Annotated in this window: 18 protein-coding genes; 10 read left to right on the top strand and 8 right to left on the bottom strand. The window is 31.3% G+C overall.

All coding sequences use genetic code 11. The features are described 5' to 3' along the window. The first annotated feature begins 102 nt into the window (after nt 1-102). Nucleotides 103-1,071: an IS110 family transposase gene (locus WHD07_RS12790; protein ID WP_343328560.1), complete on the top strand. Its 969-nt coding sequence runs from the start codon at nt 103-105 to the stop codon at nt 1,069-1,071. 99 nt (nt 1,072-1,170) lie between these two features. On the opposite strand, the gene WHD07_RS12795 is transcribed toward WHD07_RS12790, so the two are convergent. Continuing rightward, nucleotides 1,171-2,400, bottom strand: a complete 1,230-nt coding sequence (locus tag WHD07_RS12795) for an IgGFc-binding protein (protein WP_343328724.1) — start codon at nt 2,398-2,400, stop codon at nt 1,171-1,173. A 318-nt stretch (nt 2,401-2,718) separates the two neighbouring features. Further along, a complete protein-coding gene (locus WHD07_RS12800; protein ID WP_343328725.1) occupies nt 2,719-3,870 on the bottom strand; it encodes a HAMP domain-containing sensor histidine kinase in 1,152 nt (383 codons plus the stop codon). Nucleotides 3,871-3,948: 78 nt separating this feature from the next. Between WHD07_RS12800 and WHD07_RS12805 the strand changes: the two genes are divergently transcribed. Further along, nucleotides 3,949-4,809, top strand: coding sequence for a flavin reductase family protein (locus WHD07_RS12805; protein WP_105049502.1), 861 nt, complete (start codon nt 3,949-3,951; stop codon nt 4,807-4,809). 5 nt (nt 4,810-4,814) lie between these two features. Then, on the top strand, nt 4,815-5,183 hold the full coding sequence (locus WHD07_RS12810; protein WP_105050589.1) for a DUF3127 domain-containing protein: 369 nt from the start codon (nt 4,815-4,817) through the stop codon (nt 5,181-5,183). A gap of 131 nt (nt 5,184-5,314) precedes the next feature. Here the strand turns inward: WHD07_RS12810 and WHD07_RS12815 are convergent, their stop codons facing one another. Beyond that, on the bottom strand, nt 5,315-5,560 hold the full coding sequence (locus tag WHD07_RS12815; RefSeq protein ID WP_343328726.1) for a DUF1456 family protein: 246 nt from the start codon (nt 5,558-5,560) through the stop codon (nt 5,315-5,317). A gap of 32 nt (nt 5,561-5,592) precedes the next feature. Then, nucleotides 5,593-6,216, bottom strand: a complete 624-nt coding sequence (locus WHD07_RS12820; RefSeq protein ID WP_343328727.1) for a YqaA family protein — start codon at nt 6,214-6,216, stop codon at nt 5,593-5,595. 123 nt (nt 6,217-6,339) lie between these two features. On the opposite strand from WHD07_RS12820, the gene aat reads away from it, so the two are divergent. Next, nucleotides 6,340-6,966 (top strand): leucyl/phenylalanyl-tRNA--protein transferase, encoded by a 627-nt coding sequence (gene aat, locus WHD07_RS12825; protein WP_343328728.1) that lies wholly within the window; start codon nt 6,340-6,342, stop codon nt 6,964-6,966. 235 nt (nt 6,967-7,201) lie between these two features. Here the strand turns inward: aat and WHD07_RS12830 are convergent, their stop codons facing one another. After that, nucleotides 7,202-8,872: an RluA family pseudouridine synthase gene (locus WHD07_RS12830; RefSeq protein WP_343328729.1), complete on the bottom strand. Its 1,671-nt coding sequence runs from the start codon at nt 8,870-8,872 to the stop codon at nt 7,202-7,204. Nucleotides 8,873-8,889: 17 nt separating this feature from the next. Beyond that, nucleotides 8,890-9,849, bottom strand: a complete 960-nt coding sequence (locus tag WHD07_RS12835; protein ID WP_105049497.1) for an L-threonylcarbamoyladenylate synthase — start codon at nt 9,847-9,849, stop codon at nt 8,890-8,892. A 178-nt stretch (nt 9,850-10,027) separates the two neighbouring features. Here WHD07_RS12835 and WHD07_RS12840 point away from each other — a divergent pair, with 178 nt between their 5' ends. From WHD07_RS12840 to WHD07_RS12865, 6 genes are all read left to right on the top strand, one after another. After that, nucleotides 10,028-10,435: a DUF134 domain-containing protein gene (locus tag WHD07_RS12840; protein WP_105049496.1), complete on the top strand. Its 408-nt coding sequence runs from the start codon at nt 10,028-10,030 to the stop codon at nt 10,433-10,435. A gap of 3 nt (nt 10,436-10,438) precedes the next feature. Continuing rightward, the gene (locus WHD07_RS12845; RefSeq protein ID WP_343328730.1) at nt 10,439-10,618 is read left to right on the top strand and encodes a DUF5320 domain-containing protein; all 180 of its coding nucleotides are present in this window, start codon (nt 10,439-10,441) and stop codon (nt 10,616-10,618) included. Then, nucleotides 10,615-11,004: a NifB/NifX family molybdenum-iron cluster-binding protein gene (locus WHD07_RS12850; protein ID WP_343328731.1), complete on the top strand. Its 390-nt coding sequence runs from the start codon at nt 10,615-10,617 to the stop codon at nt 11,002-11,004. The genes WHD07_RS12845 and WHD07_RS12850 overlap by 4 nt, the downstream gene beginning before the upstream one ends. A gap of 29 nt (nt 11,005-11,033) precedes the next feature. Then, nucleotides 11,034-11,669 carry a GTP cyclohydrolase II gene (gene ribA / locus WHD07_RS12855; protein WP_343328732.1) on the top strand — a complete coding sequence of 212 codons (636 nt, stop codon included), beginning with the start codon at nt 11,034-11,036 and terminating at the stop codon, nt 11,667-11,669. After that, on the top strand, nt 11,659-12,087 hold the full coding sequence (locus WHD07_RS12860; protein WP_343328733.1) for a thioesterase family protein: 429 nt from the start codon (nt 11,659-11,661) through the stop codon (nt 12,085-12,087). Before ribA ends, WHD07_RS12860 begins: the two co-directional genes overlap by 11 nt. A gap of 182 nt (nt 12,088-12,269) precedes the next feature. Further along, on the top strand, nt 12,270-14,339 hold the full coding sequence (locus WHD07_RS12865; protein ID WP_343328734.1) for a hypothetical protein: 2,070 nt from the start codon (nt 12,270-12,272) through the stop codon (nt 14,337-14,339). 281 nt (nt 14,340-14,620) lie between these two features. On the opposite strand, the gene WHD07_RS12870 is transcribed toward WHD07_RS12865, so the two are convergent. Further along, nucleotides 14,621-15,040 carry a hypothetical protein gene (locus WHD07_RS12870; RefSeq protein WP_343328735.1) on the bottom strand — a complete coding sequence of 140 codons (420 nt, stop codon included), beginning with the start codon at nt 15,038-15,040 and terminating at the stop codon, nt 14,621-14,623. A 9-nt stretch (nt 15,041-15,049) separates the two neighbouring features. Then, nucleotides 15,050-17,896 (bottom strand): DNA polymerase I, encoded by a 2,847-nt coding sequence (polA, locus tag WHD07_RS12875; protein WP_343328736.1) that lies wholly within the window; start codon nt 17,894-17,896, stop codon nt 15,050-15,052. Between the last annotated feature and the right edge of the window lie 83 nt (nt 17,897-17,979).

Consider the following 17,979-nt stretch of genomic DNA (forward strand, 5'->3'; position numbering starts at 1 on the left):
CTCTCTTTTCTACTAACAATCACGTTCAGTTCTGTGAGACCTAGATCTCGATTTCAAGTTGTTGTGAGTAAAAGTAGGTTATTCTTTCATAAATCAGTTCTTATGAATAAATATAAGGAAATTTTTGGAGTTGACATCAGTAAAGACGTTTTTGATGTTTATGGAAGTACAAATGGTCATGATCAATTTAAAAATGATGAATTAGGGTTTAAAACCTTTTTAAAAAGTTTACCTAAAAACTCATTAGTTATTATGGAAGCAACAGGTTATTACCATTACAGATTAGCTCAGTTTTTATACAAACAAAGCATTTTTGTATCGGTGGTAAATCCTTTGTCTGTAAAGCGTTTTATCCAAATGAAATTATCTAAAGTAAAGACGGATAAAAGTGATGCAAAGGCTATCTGTGAATATGGAAGTATCAATGAAGTTCCATTGTATACGGCTCTTACTAATGTTCAGAGTGAGTGTTTACAGTTGTTTAGGTTATTAGATAGTGATATTAAAAAACGCACAGCGGTTAAGAATAAAATCCACGGAGAAGAAGTTTTAGGGATTCCCTCTAAGTGGGTTTATGGTTCATTAAAACGGACTAAAAAACATTTAGACAAAGAGATTTTAGGAATCGAAACAAAAGTACTATCATTAGTAAAACAAGACCAACAAGCACAGTTAACATTGCTAACTAGTATTCCAGGAATAGGATTGAAAACGGCATTGTTTTTAATTGTAATTACTGATGGATTTAAGAAATTTGAAACAGCTTCACAATTATGTAGTTATGTAGGAATTACTCCAACGATAAGAGTATCTGGGAGTAGTGTACGTGGAAGAAGTAGAATAAGTAAGGTTGGAAATAGGAAGTTACGCAACCTCTTGTTTCTCTGTGCTTTTACAGCTTGCAAGCATAATAAAGGATGTCGCGAGATTTATGAGCGAATTGTTAACAAGGGTAAGAGTAAGAAATTGGCTTTAATAGCGGTTTCAAATAAACTGATAAAACAGAGTTTTGCTATTGCAAAATCAGGTTTACCATATGACGAAACGTACGTTTCTGTTTTATCAAAATAAGTAGTATTTACATAAAAAATAAAAGCTCAAAATACGAATTCATAGCATTATGAGCCTAAAATAATAGTGCGTAAATTTAATGAAGAAAAGAGTTGTTTTTTAGCTCAGTTCTTTGTTAGATTTATCTGTAGAGGTTGACGCTATGATAAATAAACCTCCAGATGCTGTAATACCAGAAATGTCTTCGATATTAGAGATATGATCCATGGTGTCAGGTAATAAGCAATTTACAGGGGCAACAAAGTTTAAACTTACTGTAACAATAGATGAGCTACCTGAAAGCACTTGGTAAGCGTATACGTCTTTTGTTGAAGACACAAACATATTTTTACCGCTTGTTGTACCAGAGTATTTAGAAGATGGTATTTCTGCATATTCTCCAATACCTATCGTAGCAAAAGGAGTTGTTTCGTTATTTACATAAATTTCTGTGTTTGCTTGGGTTCCTATGATAATTACAAACTCATTACTTGCACCACCATTACCACGCACAAATACATAGTCTTTTCCCAATTTATCTTCTGGTACCGGTTGGTCTGCTCCAGCATCTCTGCTTGCGCTACCTGGGTTTACACCAAAATTTAACATTCCGTTGCTGATAGCAATATCTTTATCAGAAGTTATAGATGCTCCAATCCATCCATCTACATTTGCTGTAGTTGCATCTTTGGCAGCTTCAAGTACATAAGACTGCCCTTTGTTTAGAGTAATGTTTATAGTATTATCGGTAATGCCTGCAACTGTTCCTGTATATCTAAATATACATTCTGTATTGTAACCACTTATTGTTACAGAAGTATTGTCTTCAGTAGCCATAATACCTAATGTTGCACTCATTGTTTTATGGTTCGCTTCAATAGGAGCTCCTCCCCATTTAAATTTTTTACCTAAAGCAGCTCTACCTTTAGAGGTAATTGAGGCTGCTTGTGAAGATGATCTTCCTCTATAATTTACATAAAATTTTTCTCCGTTTTCAGATTCGAAACGCAAACCACTGTTAGATAATTTAATACCAGTATTAGCATTGGTTACTAGAGTTATATTGTTGTCTCCATTACCTGGCTTGTAGGTTTTTGGAGTTGCTTTAGAAAGTGATAAAGTAGCTAATGCTGTTGTATTTGTTCCTCTATATATTTTTACATTGAAACTTGCAGTTTCTGGTGTAGATAAATAGATGGTTTGTTGCTGAATAGCTTGATTGTTAGCGTCTTGTTTTAATGGCGGAAGTATATGTAAATCACTTAATTGACTATAACCTATCTGAGAAAAAGTAAATAGAATAATAAATAAAAATGCTCTCTTTAATTTTTTAAACCTTAAGTTATTCATATATAGCTGGTTTTTAATTTTTTAATATCGTTTCGAGCTACAAATTTAGTGATGAGGTTTAAAAAAATGGGGTGTTTTTATTCGAGTGGTTTTTTTATGTATTTAAAATGCAGTTTTGTGTAGTTGAGTTGCTTTTGTAATTAGATAAAATCGGTTGAATAACCATTTATTAAGAGAGAAAAGTGCTGATTTTAGAAACTTTTGGTGTTTAAAACATGTTGATTTTATCAATAAAGTTGGGTGTTGCCAAGTGTTTTAGTGTTTGAAATAAGTGTTAAATAGATACACTTTTTAGGGCGTATAGCAAAAACCATTCAACTATACTTTGTCTAAAAGGATTTCAAAAGTAGTTCCTTTTCCAATTTCAGATTTTTGGACAAATATTTTTCCTTTGTGATAATCAGAAACAATACGTTTAGAAAGTGATAAGCCTAAGCCCCAACCACGTTTTTTAGTGGTAAATCCGGGTTTAAAAATTTGCTTAAATAGTTTTTTAGGCATTCCTTTACCAGTGTCAGATATGGTGATTTTTACTTTTCTAGAAGTATTTTCTATGTTTAGCTTTAATTCTCCTTTGCCTAACATGGCGTCAATGGCATTTTTAATGAGGTTTTCTACAACCCATCCAAATAATTCGGTATTTAAGTTTGTGTAAATCTCATCATCAGTAGTGATAAAAGAGAAGGATATTTGTTTAGAACTTCTAGATTCTAAATAATCGAAAGCTTGCTTTGTAATAGCAACCACATTTTCTTTTTTTAATTCTGGAGTAGAACCAATTTTAGAAAAACGATTGGCAATGGTGTTTAGTCTGCTAACATCTTTTTCTATTTCGTCTACATATTTATCATCTACTTTTTCCATTTTTAAAATTGCAATCCATCCTAAAAGAGAAGATAAAGGGGTGCCTATTTGATGTGCTGTTTCTTTAGCCATACCTGTCCAAAGTTTATTAGTTTCTGCAACTTTGTTAGAGTTGTAAAACATATAAATAACACTTAGAAAGAGTACAAGAATTAAAATTAATGCAATAGGGTAGTAGGTGAGTCTATTTAATAAATCCGAATTTCGGTAGTAAATAAATTGTTTGTTTTTCCCCTTATAACTCACTTCAATAGGCTCGTTTTCTGCCTTCATTTCTAGTAATTGTTTTTCTAAATAACTAGTTTTTAAAGCTTTTACAGAGTCAAGGTTTTGAAAATATTCTATCGCTCCCTGGTCATTCACCAAAATCATTGGAATATTACTGTTGTTCTCAATTATTTTTAAAGGCAAATCTACATTTGCGTCTAAGTTGGTGTCACTGGCTATTTCTTTTTGAGCAGTTGCTAAAATTTCCATTTTAATACGCTCTTCATGTTTAAATTTTTGAAAGAAGGTATAGGTGTTCCAGAGGATTAAAGAGACAATAATAAACGAAACAAAAACTGTAATTCGTTTAAATAGAAGTGTATTAGAGAAAATTTTCATTAAAACAAATATAAAGGTTTCTTGTATATAACTCATTTAAAGATTAGATAGTATCTTTACGTATCTAAAAATTTGTTTATGCTTTCTATCAATCCAAAAGACATTTCTACTCACAAATTACATGGTTATTTATTGGGAGCCATAGCGCCAAGACCTATTGCTTTTGCAAGTACAGTTGATGTAGACGGAAATCCGAATTTATCACCATTTAGTTTTTTTAATATTTTTGGTGCAAATCCGCCAATATTAGTTTTTTCTCCCGCAAGAAGAGTAAAAGATAATACTATAAAACATACTTTAGAGAATGTAGTAGCTACCAAAGAGGTGGTTATAAATGTGGTAAATTATGCCATGGTACAACAAATGTCTTTAAGTTCTACAGAATATCCAGAAGGGGTAAATGAGTTTGAAAAAGCAGGGTTTACGATGTTGCCTTCGGATAAAATAAAACCATTTAGAGTAGCAGAATCTCCAGTACAATTAGAATGTAAAGTAAAGGATATTATTTTTACAGGTGATGAAGGTGGTGCAGGAAATTTGGTAGTTTGCGAGGTTGTAAAAGTACATATTTCAGAAACTGTTTTAGCTGATGATGGTAGCATAGATCAGCATAAAATTGATTTAGTAGCTAGAGCAGGTGGTAATTACTACACAAGAGCCAAAGATGGGTTTTTTGAAATACCAAAACCAATAGCTTCTTTAGGGATTGGAGTAGATCAAATTCCTTTAGAAATTAGAAATAGTACTGTTTTAACAGGTAATGATTTAGGGATGCTTGGTAATGTAGAACAATTACCAACAGCAGAGGATGTTAATAACTTTAAAGAAGAACATTCTGAATTTATTGGATTAGAAACCACAAAAAAACATACATTTGCGAAAGCGTATTTAAAAAAGAATGATGTAGAAAGTGCTTGGAAAGTACTTTTATTAAATTAGAAATTATGGAAGTTATTGGTAAAGTAAAATTAATTGGAGACGTTCAAACTTTTGGAGCTAACGGGTTTCAAAAAAGAGAATTAGTAGTTACAACAGACGATCAATATCCACAAATGATAATGATAGAGTTTGTACAAGATAAATGTGACTTGTTAAACAATTATAAAGTTGGGCAAGATGTAAAAGTTGCAATCAATTTAAGAGGTAGAGAGTGGATTAACCCACAAGGTGAAGCTAAATACTTTAACTCTATTCAAGGTTGGAGAATTGAAAGTTTATCTCAAGGTGCAGCTAGTGGTAATATACCTCCTGCAGATAATTTTGAGCCAGCATCTAAAATTACAGATGAAGAGCCAGATGATTTACCTTTCTAGAAAATAAATTAGATTACTAGAAAGTTAGATTTCTAGATAAAAAAAAGAGTGTAAATTTAATTTACACTCTTTTTTTATCTAATATTTTGTGTTTTTCTTGCTAAAATCGAAGCGGTCTAACAATTTAAAAATTATTTTTTTTCTCCTTTTTTAGGCATTGGCCCACGTAAATGAATAACCAATCCGTTTAGAAAATTACGTAAAATTTGATCTTGACATTCCATATATTTTGGATGATCTTCACCTCTAAATAAAGCGCCTAATTCTGCTTTACTTACTTTAAAGTCTACTAAAGCACAAATTTCTACAATATCTGTATCTCGTAATTTATGAGCTACACGTAGTTTTTTTAAAATATCATTATTTGTTAATCCCATACGGCAAAGATAATTATTTTTAAACGGATTGTTTAGTGTACAACTTGAAAAATTGCCCAAGCATATATTGCAAATCTTACAAAACGAAATAAACCAAAAAAGACAACTTTTTTAAATGGATATTTAATCATACCGGCAGCAATACAAGCTATAGAAAAAGGCAATGGTAATAAAGCACCAACTAAAATTAAAATACCACCCCATTTACGCGTGTTTTTTAAGTTTTCGGCCATTTTTACTTCTAAATAATCTTTTACAGACTTTATTTTTAAAGCAGTTTTTCCAATAAAATAAGAAATTAAACCACCGGTATAAGATAAAGTGGCTAAAATTGTTAAATTTAAAATAGGTTCTGATGTTTTTTTAGACCAAGCAATAAACATTTCTGGCGGTACCAATCCTAGTAAAGTTTCAGAAATAAAGAAGGTTGTTAAAACGGTAAGTCTAGAAACCGTTTGTGTAAAATGATGCAAGCCATCATTAATATTATATACATATTTATTAAACAGAATTAAACTCACAACAACAATAACAATTGGCCAAAATGCTTTCTTTAAACTTTCCCATATAAACAAGTAAAAACCTGTTCTATGAAAGTAGCTATGCATTAATTTAGCTCTGTGTGTTTTCGTTTTCTTTCTTGTTTTCTTCGCCATTTTTAGATTGCTCTTTTTCTTTAAATAGATTGCAAAAATAAGGACTTAATTTTTATTAAATGAACAATAATTTAGATTCCTACTTTTTTAAGAATTCCTTAATTTAGCCATAAAGATAATAGTATGATTTGGCTTACAGATAAAATAGAATTTCCGCCTTATGAGTTTACCACAAATGATGGAGTTATAGCCTTAGGTGGAGACTTATCTGAAGAGCGATTAATTTATGCTTATAAAAACGGAATTTTTCCTTGGTTTTCTGAAGGAGAGCCTATTGTTTGGTATTGTCCTTATAAAAGAATGGTATTATATCCTGATGCAATAAAAGTGTCTAAATCGATGCAAAAATTGATTCACAAAAATCAATTTACAATAACCGAGAACAAAGCTTTTAAAGAGGTAATCTATCATTGTAAAAATATTGAAAGAAATGATGGTTTTGGAACTTGGATTACTGATGAAATGGAGCAGGCTTATATTAATTTACATGAAAAAGGAATTGCAAAATCTGTAGAGGTTTGGCAGAATGATAATTTAGTTGGTGGTTTGTATGGTTTAGAGATCAATGCTATTTTTTGTGGAGAAAGTATGTTTAGTAAAGTTTCTAATGCCTCTAAATTGGCTTTTATTTATTTAGCAAAAAATAAAGAATATTCATTAATAGATTGCCAAATTTATAATGATCATTTAGCTAGTTTAGGTGCCAAAGAAATTGATAGAAGTCTTTTTTTAGATATTTTGAAGTCTTAGTTTTTTTAACTTTAGTATTGCTAAAGTTGTATCAATCATTATTTTTTAAGAGCATTGTATAATTGTAAAGGAAGCTAACAATTGAAAAAAAATGAACATATAAATTTAGTCTATTTTCTTTTTTTATGATAAATAGTATGTTGAGTGGTAGTTTTTTTGTATTTTAAAATAACTTGTTTGTCTTGCATTTAAGGTTGTTTGTCCTTAAAATGATTGAAAATCAATTTTTATTCTTCTAAAAGTCAGGGGCAACCGTAAAACGCATTCTTTTGTAAGTTGTAGGGTGCGAAAATTCAATGAATTCTGCATGTAAATGCAATCTATTTTCTTTCTTTCCGTATAAGTCATCACCAATAATTGGTGTGTTTAATCCATTTTTATGGGCGGCGTGTACTCTTAATTGATGTGTTCGTCCTGTAATTGGGTGAAAATGAACTCTTGTCTTTCCGTTTTCTCTTTTGATGATTTTCCAATCGGTTTCAGCATTTTTTCCAAACTCAAAATCTACTAACTGTTTGGGTCTGTCATCTAAATCTACACGTAAAGGAAGTTGTATTTTTCCACTCTCTTCAGTTAAGTTTCCATCTAATAAAGCAACATATCGTTTTTTTACAGTTCTGTTTATAAACTGACTCTGTAGTGTTTTATTAGCTTCTTTGGTTTTAGTTAGCAATAGAATTCCAGAAGTAGACATGTCTAATCTATGTACAATTAATGGCCCTGTGGCATTCGGATATTTTTCTTTAATTCTAGTATACACAGAGTCTGAAATATCTTTACCAGGTACAGATAAAAACTCGGTTGGTTTATTTACAACCAGTAAAACATCATCTTCATAAATGATTTCTAAAGTTTGTTTTTCTGCTAAGTTTTCTAATAATAAATTATCGTCCATTTTTATGCCTTGTAGCATGTGTGTTAAAATGGGTTTGCATCTGCCTTGGCAGGCAGGATAAAAGTTTTTGTGTTTTCTAATTGCTGTGTTAGGCGAAATTCCCCACCAAAATTCTGCCATGCAAACAGGTGTTAAATTGTTTAAAAAAGCGTGTTGAAGTAATTTTGGGGCAGAACATTCACCAGAACCTGCGGGTGGTTTTACGTCTGGATTATCAAAAATATCTAACAAGTTTCTTAGTTCCTTATTTTTGTTTAAAAAAGCATACTTACTAAAAAGTGTTTGTTGTAGGTAGTTAGATTTTTCTTTTCTTTCTTTTTTTAAAGAGGCAATTTTATCTTCAAAAAGAGCCAATTCTGTTCTTTTTTTAGCAATTTTATCTTCGTAATATTCTACAAGTTCTTTGTAATAGAACTGGTTGTTAAAACTCTCTTGAATTAATTTTTGGTTAAGTATAGTAAAATCAGCTTCATTTAAAGTTGATGCTCCTATTGTTTTTCTGTTTTTTCTATCTTTTTTCTGAAGCTTCATTTTTTTTCGCTCCAGCATTAAATCGTTTTCTATTTCTTTAGATAGTTTTTGAACAGTTTTTTTTAGTTTTAAATAACTTTTATCTTTCTTTAAAATAGATAATTGACCGTTTATTAAATCTATTTCTTGTTCTCCTTTTATGTAGAAACTGCCTTCTGTTCTCATATTAAAAACGGGTGGCACAAATTTTTTCGGCAAACTTTTATCTGCTAACTTCCCAGAAAAGGCGGCTAAATAGCCAATTTCGTTTTGTTGATTTTTAACTACTAAAACGCCAAACATTTTACCAATTGGCAATTCATTTTCTATTTCTGTAAGTCCAAAGTTATGTGTAAAATCAGTTTGGGTCTCTAAATATTCTTGGAGCTCATTTGCTGCAATTTTAGCCAACGTATGAGGTTGGTAATAAAATGGGAATGTAAATTTTGCTGGAAGTTCTATTTTAGAAATATCTGCTTTAAAATTTTGGAAATAATTCAAATTTACAAGTTATAGGGTTAAAGGCTAAAAGTTGCACGTTGCAACCTGTCGTTAATAGATTTACCTAAACCAGATTCAGGAAAGCGTTCTGCAATAATTACATCTAAATTTTTACCATCTAATTCGTGTAAAGAAGCATATAATTTTGATGCTGCTTCATGCAAAGCCCCTTTTTCTGATAAGACTATTTCGGTTAGAGAAGCATCACTTAAAGTATTCTTAAAAACCAATACACCAATTTTTTTTCCTAAATGATTTTTTACTTCGCTAGCAACATCATCAACCAAAAAAGTACGGGTTGTTGGCGCATAATGTCTTGCCAACATACCTGGAGCATCCGGACTTACGTCGTCTTTGTTTTTTATCGAAATTTTACCAACAACCGCTTCAATATCCTCTAAAGCCAATGCACCTAATCGGTAAATAATAGGTTCATCATCTATAAAACCAATAATAGTAGATTCAATTCCATTTGTACAAGCACCGCCATCTAAAACTTGTTGAATATCATTTTTAAAATAACGTTCTACGTGTTCTGGTTTTGTTGGGCTAATGCTTCCAAAAGGGTTTGCACTTGGTGCTGCTAAAGGAAAGGGAAGTTGTTTTAATAATTCTAATGTTACAGGGTGATTTGGTACGCGAACCGCAACAGTATCTTTACCAGCAGTAATAATATCCGGAATGTTTTTGTGTTTTTTTAAAACCAAGGTCATAGAACCTGGCCAAAAAGCTGCAGCTAATAACTTTGCTTTTTCGGGAACATGTGTTACGATTCCTTCTAAAGAAGCTACAGAAGGAATATGTACAATTAATGGGTTAAAAAACGGACGTTTTTTTGTTGAAAAAATGCTTTTGATGGCTTTTTCGCTAAAAATATTTCCTGCCAATCCATAAACGGTTTCTGTGGGTATAGCAACCAATTCTTCATTGGTTAGTAACTGTACTGCTTTTTGTATGTCTTTAGAAATGATGCTCATTGCTTGTGTTATAGGCTGCAAATTTAAAGATAAAATAGCACAAATTGGTTTACTTAATTTGATAAGAAATAAAGTAGATTCTCTTTTTGTTTGTATGGATCTCTTTTTTTTGAAAAAAACTCTTATTTTTTATTTTATAATGAACGTAGGTTCATTATCTTTGTATTAAATTTTAGAAATGCCAAGACCTAAAAAGAAAAGAAAAGTTGAAGATCCGCCAAAAATGCTTGGTTTTAAGCCTTTTGGAATTCGTTTTTGTGATACAGAGCACGTGGTCATGCAGTATGAGGAATATGAATCTGTTAAGTTGGTTGTTTACGACAACCTTTCACAGGGAGATGCTGCAAAAAAGATGAATGTTTCTAGACCTACATTGACTAGAATTTATAACAGTGCTTTAAAAAAAATAGGACAAGGATTTGTAGAAGGAAAATCGATAATTATTAAAGGAGGTAATTTTGAATTTGAAAAAGATTGGTACAAATGCAAAACCTGTTTTAAGTTAGTTGATGGTGTTAAAGATACTGCTGTATGTGGTGATTGCCCAAGTGATGATAAAAACGAATTAGTAAATTTAAATGATTAACTGATGCCAAGTTTTAATAGAAAAGGTCCTGAAGGGTTGGGTCCAAAAACAGGAATGAAATTAGGAAAATGTCGCAAGACAAAATCAGATTTGGATGCAAGTCCAGAAAACAGACCTTTTAGAAAAGGAAGACGCAAAAAAGGTGTCTCTAGAAATATTGTAAAAATTAATGAATCATTATGAAAAAAATAGCCATACCCATCAATCAAGAAAATAAAGTAGAAGATCATTTCGGACGTTGTAAGTTTTATGAAATTTATACCTTTTCTGATGCTAATGAAATTGAAGATTTAAAACTGTTAGAGTCCGACGGTAAATGTGGGTGTAAATCTAATATTATTAGTGTTTTGTTAGAGGAAGGTGTTACATTTATGTTGGCAGGTAATATTGGCGATAGTGCCATGAGTAAACTAGTTGTTGCTGGTATTGGTGTTATAAGAGGTTGCTCTGGTAATTCTGCAGACGTTATATTAGAGTTTGTTGATGGTAATGCTACCGATAATGGTATTAGTTGTGCAAAACATAGTCGCAAGCACAAAAAAGGGCATGCACATGCCTGTAGTCACTAATATTAATTTCCATTTTTTAAATTTATTTAATGACGCATAAAGAAACTACAATTGTACAAGGAGAAAGGGTGCAGCTGCCTACTAAATATGGGCATTTTGAATTGATTCCGTTTCAAGAAAAAGAAACAGGGTTAGAACACATGGCGCTTATAAAAGGAGTCTTTACTAAAAACAAACCTGTTTTAACTCGTATTCATTCTGCTTGCGCTACGGGAGATTTGTTTGGTTCTTTAAGGTGTGATTGTGGAGATCAATTAATGCAGGCCATGAAAATGATTGAGCAAAATGGAGTTGGTGTAATTGTGTATTTGCAACAAGAAGGCAGGGGAATTGGTTTGATGAATAAGATGAAAGCGTATAAATTACAAGAATTAGGTAGAAACACTATAGAAGCAAACTTAGAATTGGGGTTTGCTGCCGATGAAAGAAATTATCAAATAGGTGCCGATATTCTTAATGCTCTTGGTGTGCAGAAAGTCAATCTGTTAACTAATAATCCAGATAAAATTGTTGGTTTAGAAGAAATTGGTATTCAGGTTGTAAAACGTGTGCCGTTAATTATACCCTCAAATGTGTTTAATAAATTTTATTTAGATACTAAAGAGCTTCAGATGGGGCATCAACTTAGTTCTGGTAAATTAGAAAAAACAAGTCATGATTACTGATGTATTTCAATTAAGACCTCGCTACGGGGAAGTAGATAAAATGGGGTACGTATATCATGCCAATTATGTAACTTATTGCCATCAGGCACGTAATGAGTTGTTAAGAAAATTAAATTTAGATGAAATTCAGCTAGAAGAACACCAAATAATGCTGCCTGTAATTTCTTTTGATATAAAATATAAAAAACCTGCACACTTTGATGAGTTGATTACCATAAAAACCACCATTAAAGAAATGCCAAAAGTGCGTTTTAGTTTTCAATTTGAAATTGAAAACGAACAAAACATCTTGTTATGTAAGGCAAAATCAGATGTTGTTTTTGCAGATATGCAGTCTAGATTGCCAAAGAATATACCTAGTTTTATAGAAAATATACTCAGAACCAAGTTTGTAGATAACATGATTTTAAACAAATAGTAGTAAATAAAAATTTAGAAATTAATAAAAATAAAATAATTTACACTTATTTAATAATATAAACCTTTTTTTTCAGAATTTTACATTCCCAAAAAAACGAATTATTTACTGGTTAAAAAATCAGAAAAATAGTCTCATTAGAAGAGCAAAAACGTTCTTAGGACGTTTAAATGAAAGTACTTATGACAAATAATATACCTATAGAAGATCAATATAAAAGAACATCTTTATTTGAAAAAGAAAACGTGAATTATCTAGTGCATGTTTTAAAAAGATTTAACACCGTACCTAAAGTTAACAATATAAATATTATTACGTCTAGTACAGAGCCTGGTATTTTTAAAATTGTGCCTAATAAGTCTATTATAATTGGTTCTTTATACTTAAAAAATCCTGTTTTAGCGTTGGTTTATTTAAGATACGGTATAGAATGGCAACTATGGTATAAAGCTTTGGGAGCAGAAAAACATGGTACGGCATTGTGTAATATTGCAGCGTTAGAAGTAACAAGAATTTTTTATAAATTATTGCCAAAAAACGACAAAGAAAAATTAAAAAATTTAGATTATTTTTTAATTGATTTGATTAAAAATGAACAAGGATTAAATGCAGAGAATTTATTAAAACACGAGTCTTTAGAAGCTATTCATGGTTTAAATGTTGCTGATAAAGTGTTTAAAAAATCTTGGAAACCGATTATAGATAATCTGGCAAAACCAACAGAATATTTATTGATGGCTGGTGGAGATTTTAGATTGAATATTGATGAAGTAGATTTGTTAAATAAATATGGTTGCAGACCTTTTCCGAGACCAGAAGCTTTTACTTTTGCTTCTTCTACCGCAACAAGTGTTTCTAATTTTGCTTATGATAAAACAGATAAAGTAAGAAGTATATTAATTAAGGATAGTTTAAAAAATGGTTTTCAGAAGACGGCTATCGAATTTTCTGAATCATTAAAAAATAACCTAAAAAAAATATTTAAGTTAAATGATGCTTGTCAAATACTTTTTTCTCCGTCAGGTACAGATTCTTCGCTTCAAATAGCCGCGATTACCCAAATTATTACAGAAAAAGAGATTACACATGTTTTAGTAGCTTCTGATGAAACAGGTAGTGGTGTAGCTGGTGCGTTAAAAGGTTGTCATTTTGAAAACAATACAGCTCTTAATTATCCTGCTAAAAAAGGAGAAAGAATAGAAGGGTTTAGAGATATCGATTTGATTAAAATACCTTTTAGAGATGAAAAAGGGAAGTTAAAAACAACGGCACAATTAGATGAGGAAGTTTTTAAAGCCATTTCAGATACCAATAAATTAGGTCGTCATATTGTATTGCATGTGATGGATCATTCTAAGCTAGGGTATCAATCGCCTAGTGAAAATATGATGGATAAATTAAGTACTTTAAAAGATTTATCAATACAAGTTCTTATTGATGCTGCCCAACTTAGATTAGATCCTGCAGATTTAAAAAGTTATTTAAGTAAAGGATATATTGTTAGTATAACGGGAAGTAAATATTTTACAGGGCCTCCTTACTCAGGAGCTTTAATTTTTCCTGAAACAGTTAGTAAATTAATCGAAACTGCCAAAAACACCTTGCCAAAGGGATTAACCAAATATTACAATCATTCAGATTGGCCAGTGTCTTGGGTGTGTTCTAAAGAGTTATCCGAAGGCTTTAATATTGGTTCTTATATGCGTTGGAAAGCAGCGATTGTAGAGATGGACAGATATTACAAAACACCAATTTTATATAGAAATATGGGAATTGAAATGTTTTGCAATTTTGTTGAAGATTCTATAAAAGAAGCTACTTTTTTAGAAGCTCTTTGTGATGAAGCAAATGAAAATAAGTACGATAATAAAGAATTCGGAATTAGAAATATCCGTACCATTTTTCCTTTTTTCATCCTTAAAAACAAAGAAGTGTTGTCTGTAGACAATGTAAAAAAACTGTATGTATTGTTAAATTCTGATTTATCGAAACAGTTTGAAGGGTCTTCTTTAAAAATTATTAGACTTGCTGCTCAAAAATGTCATATTGGGCAAGCGGTAAATGTAAAATACGGAAATGATTTACAAAGTGCTGTTTTAAGAATTAGTTTGGGGGCAAGAGTTATTTCAGAAAGTTGGGTAAATAGAGATATTAGTCTTTATTTTAGAAATATAGAAGCGCAAATGAATGAAATTACGGTAATTATTAAAAAAATAGAATTAATTCTTAGCCATCCTGAATTGTTAAAATAAAAGAGATTGATTGTCTGTAAAACATCATGAATCTAAAAAATATAACAATATAGTGGCACCGCAATTTTTTATGATAAAAAATAATTATTTTTCCTCTGCGGAAATCAGTGGGATGATCTCCTAATTACGACTTTATATGTCTCGTAGATTACGCAAATAATCGCAGATTTTTTAATTATGATTAAAAACAGATATACAGTAAAAAAGAGATTACTAAGTTAAGTTGTTGGTTTTTCCCTTTCTAAATTGATAAGAATTATCGATTTAGAAAGGGATTTTTTTTAAAACTCTATTTCGTCTTCAGGCTCATCATCCTCATCATCATAAGTAGCGGTTGGGCAAAATAATAAATCTGTAGGGTTGTCAATATCATATAAATATTCATACCCTCTAGATTCTTTTTTACAAAAAGGCTCTAAAAGTCTTGCCATGTTTGCAAAACCATCTAAGGTTAGAATGCAGAAAAAAGTTTCATTGTCTTCGGATAAAATGCCTTCATCAGATTTGAATAGGCCGAAAATTAAATTGCAATTACGTGGCGTAATAAAATCTACCTGTGCTAAATTTAACTTTTGTTTTTTATCAATAACAGTATCTACCAATAAGTCTCTAAAAAGAATTGCTTCTTCTTTATCAAAATTGTAAAGTCGTACAATATTTTGATCGTGACCATCTATATTTTCAATATAATCTAATTCCATTTTTTATATTTAATGCGCTTGTAGCCAATTTTCTCCAATTCCAACTTCAACATCTAAAGGAACACTCATTTTAAAAGCATTTTCCATTTCGTCTTTTATAATCGGTCTAATAATTTCTAATTCGTCTTTATGCGCATCAAAAACCAATTCATCATGCACTTGCAATAACATTTTAGATTTAAAGCCTTCTTTTTCAAAGCGGTTATGAATATGAATCATGGCTAACTTTATAATGTCTGCTGCAGAACCTTGTATCGGTGCGTTTACCGCATTTCTTTCTGCGCCACTTCTAACCATAGCGTTTCTAGAATTGATATCTTTTAGGTATCTACGTCTGTTTAAAACCGTTTCTACATAACCATGCTCTCTTGCAAAATCTACTTGTGCAGACATGTATGCCTTTAACTTCGGATACGTTTCGTAATAGGTGTCAATTAGTTCTTTGGCTTCGCTTCTAGATAAATCTGTTTGATTGCTTAATCCGAAAGCAGAAACACCATAAATAATTCCGAAATTGACTGTTTTAGCGTTACTTCTTTGCTCACGAGTCACTTCATTTAAAGGAACATTAAAAACTTTAGCAGCGGTAGAAGCGTGAATATCTTCACCGTTTTTAAAGGCTTCAATCATGTTTTCCTCTTCACTTAAAGCTGCTATAATTCGTAATTCTATTTGAGAATAATCGGCCGCTAACAACACGTAGTTTTCATCTCTAGGTATAAACGATTTTCTAACCTCTTTACCACGTTCTGTTCTAATAGGTATGTTCTGTAAATTTGGGTTGTTAGAACTCAATCTTCCCGTTGCAGCAACCGCTTGCATATATTCCGTATGAATTCTTCCTGTTTTCGGATTCACTTCATTTGGCAATGCATCTACATATGTACTTTGTAATTTTTTATACTGACGATATTCTTGAATATCTCTAATAATTTTATGGTCTTTTGCTAAGAAAGATAAAATATCTTCTCCTGTTTTATACTGACCCGTTTTTGTTTTTTTAGGTTTCTTAACCAACTCCATTTTTTCGAACAAAACAATTCCTAATTGTTTAGGAGAAGCAATATTAAATTCTTCACCTGCTTGCTCGTAAATATTTTTTTCTAGTCTATCAATATCATCTGTTAAGGCAACAGATAACTCTCTTAAGAAATCGATATTAATGTTAATTCCCTCAATTTCCATGGCAGTTAATACCGAAACTAAAGGCGTTTCTATATCATTAAAAAGATTGGTTACATTTCCGCTTTCTAATTCGCTTGTAAACAATTGTTTTAACTGAAACGTAATATCTGCATCTTCTACGGCATATTCTGTTTGGTCTGCAAGCGGAACAACACGCATAGAAAGTTGATTTTTTCCTTTTTTACCAATCAATTCTGTAATAGAAACCGGTTGGTAATTTAAATACGTTTCTGCCAGCATATCCATGTTATGACGCATATCTGGATTGATCAAATAATGCGCAATCATGGTATCAAATAACTTCCCTTTTACAGGCATATCATAATTGGATAAAACCTTGATATCATATTTTAAATTATGCCCAATTTTCTCGATTCCTTCGGATGTAAAAAACGGTCTAAACTCTTCTAAAATTGCTTTTGTTTCTTCTTGATCTTCTGGGAACGAAACATAATATCCTTTACCAACTTCGTAAGAAAAAGCAATACCTATTAATTCTACTTCTAAAGCTTTTAAACCCGTCGTTTCTGTATCAAAACAAACCGAAGTTTGTTCCATTAATTTTTTAAGTAATAATTTTCTAGCAAAAGGCGAATCTATATGTTGGTAAAAATGACTTGTATCTTTTATGGTTTTAAATCCAGAGGCAATGGCTTCTTCAGAAACACTTCCGCTTCCAGGAGCCGCAAATAAATCAAACTGCCCTTCTGGAGCTGCTTTTTTACTTTGCAACGGACTTGAGTCCGTGTTTTTGTTATCCTCTACAGAATTTGATTTTTCAGCATTTTCAACAGCAAAAGTTCGTAAGAAATTCGTTAATAAATTTCTGAATTCTAATTCGTTAAAAAGTTCTGTTACTTTTTCTTTATCTGGTTGGTCTAATTCAAAGTCTTTGGCATCAAAAGTTACCGGAACATCCAACATAATTGTTGCCAATTGTTTAGAAAGCAAACCTAATTCTCCGTTTGCTTCTATTTTCTCTTTCATTTTTCCTTTTAGCTCATGGGTATTTGCTAACAGGTTTTCCATAGAACCGTAAGCAGCTAAAAATTTCTTAGCTGTTTTTTCTCCAACACCTGGTAAACCTGGAATATTATCAGCAGAATCTCCCATCATTCCCAAAAAATCAATTACTTGTTCTGGGGTTTCTACACCAAATTTTTCTTTTACTTCATCTACTCCCCAAATATCGTAACCACCACCAAAACGAGGTTTATACATAAAGATATTTTCAGAAACTAGTTGCGCAAAATCTTTATCAGGCGTTACCATATAGGTTTTGTAGCCTTCTTTTTCTGCTTGTTTAGAAAGGGTTCCAATAACATCATCAGCCTCAAAACCTTCTTTAACCATGATAGGGATGTGCATGGCTTTTAAAATTTCTTGTATATAAGGTATAGCTAACTTAATGGCTTCCGGAGTTTCATCTCGGTTGGCTTTGTAAGCTTCAAACATTTCTACTCTGTCCACACTTCCGCCTTTATCAAAACAAACCGCTAAATGATCTGGTCTTTCACGCTTAATAACGTCTAAAAGAGAATTCATAAACCCCATAATTGCAGAAGTATCCAATCCTTTAGAATTGATTCTTGGGTTCTTTATAAAAGCATAATATCCTCTAAAGATTAATGCAAAAGCATCCACTAAAAAAACTCTTTTTTGATCTGACATTATATTGGTTTTGTGGTTTAAATGATGATAAATTGACCTCAAAAATAGTGTTTTTTGAGATTCGAGAAAGGTACAAAACTTTA

It is taken from the genome of Polaribacter staleyi, from assembly GCF_038024045.1.
In the GTDB taxonomy this organism is placed as follows: domain Bacteria; phylum Bacteroidota; class Bacteroidia; order Flavobacteriales; family Flavobacteriaceae; genus Polaribacter; species Polaribacter butkevichii.

What these genes read in the sequence shown, in the direction of transcription:
- WHD07_RS12790 (WP_343328560.1), top strand. Translation starts at nt 103, where the DNA reads ATGAATAAATATAAGGAAATTTTTGGAGTTGACATCAGTAAAGACGTT.
- WHD07_RS12795 (WP_343328724.1), bottom strand. Translation starts at nt 2,400, where the DNA reads ATGAATAACTTAAGGTTTAAAAAATTAAAGAGAGCATTTTTATTTATT.
- WHD07_RS12800 (WP_343328725.1), bottom strand. Translation starts at nt 3,870, where the DNA reads ATGAAAATTTTCTCTAATACACTTCTATTTAAACGAATTACAGTTTTT.
- WHD07_RS12805 (WP_105049502.1), top strand. Translation starts at nt 3,949, where the DNA reads ATGCTTTCTATCAATCCAAAAGACATTTCTACTCACAAATTACATGGT.
- WHD07_RS12810 (WP_105050589.1), top strand. Translation starts at nt 4,815, where the DNA reads ATGGAAGTTATTGGTAAAGTAAAATTAATTGGAGACGTTCAAACTTTT.
- WHD07_RS12815 (WP_343328726.1), bottom strand. Translation starts at nt 5,560, where the DNA reads ATGGGATTAACAAATAATGATATTTTAAAAAAACTACGTGTAGCTCAT.
- WHD07_RS12820 (WP_343328727.1), bottom strand. Translation starts at nt 6,216, where the DNA reads ATGGCGAAGAAAACAAGAAAGAAAACGAAAACACACAGAGCTAAATTA.
- aat (WP_343328728.1), top strand. Translation starts at nt 6,340, where the DNA reads ATGATTTGGCTTACAGATAAAATAGAATTTCCGCCTTATGAGTTTACC.
- WHD07_RS12835 (WP_105049497.1), bottom strand. Translation starts at nt 9,849, where the DNA reads ATGAGCATCATTTCTAAAGACATACAAAAAGCAGTACAGTTACTAACC.
- WHD07_RS12840 (WP_105049496.1), top strand. Translation starts at nt 10,028, where the DNA reads ATGCCAAGACCTAAAAAGAAAAGAAAAGTTGAAGATCCGCCAAAAATG.
- WHD07_RS12845 (WP_343328730.1), top strand. Translation starts at nt 10,439, where the DNA reads ATGCCAAGTTTTAATAGAAAAGGTCCTGAAGGGTTGGGTCCAAAAACA.
- WHD07_RS12850 (WP_343328731.1), top strand. Translation starts at nt 10,615, where the DNA reads ATGAAAAAAATAGCCATACCCATCAATCAAGAAAATAAAGTAGAAGAT.
- ribA (WP_343328732.1), top strand. Translation starts at nt 11,034, where the DNA reads ATGACGCATAAAGAAACTACAATTGTACAAGGAGAAAGGGTGCAGCTG.
- WHD07_RS12860 (WP_343328733.1), top strand. Translation starts at nt 11,659, where the DNA reads ATGATTACTGATGTATTTCAATTAAGACCTCGCTACGGGGAAGTAGAT.
- WHD07_RS12865 (WP_343328734.1), top strand. Translation starts at nt 12,270, where the DNA reads ATGACAAATAATATACCTATAGAAGATCAATATAAAAGAACATCTTTA.
- WHD07_RS12870 (WP_343328735.1), bottom strand. Translation starts at nt 15,040, where the DNA reads ATGGAATTAGATTATATTGAAAATATAGATGGTCACGATCAAAATATT.
- polA (WP_343328736.1), bottom strand. Translation starts at nt 17,896, where the DNA reads ATGTCAGATCAAAAAAGAGTTTTTTTAGTGGATGCTTTTGCATTAATC.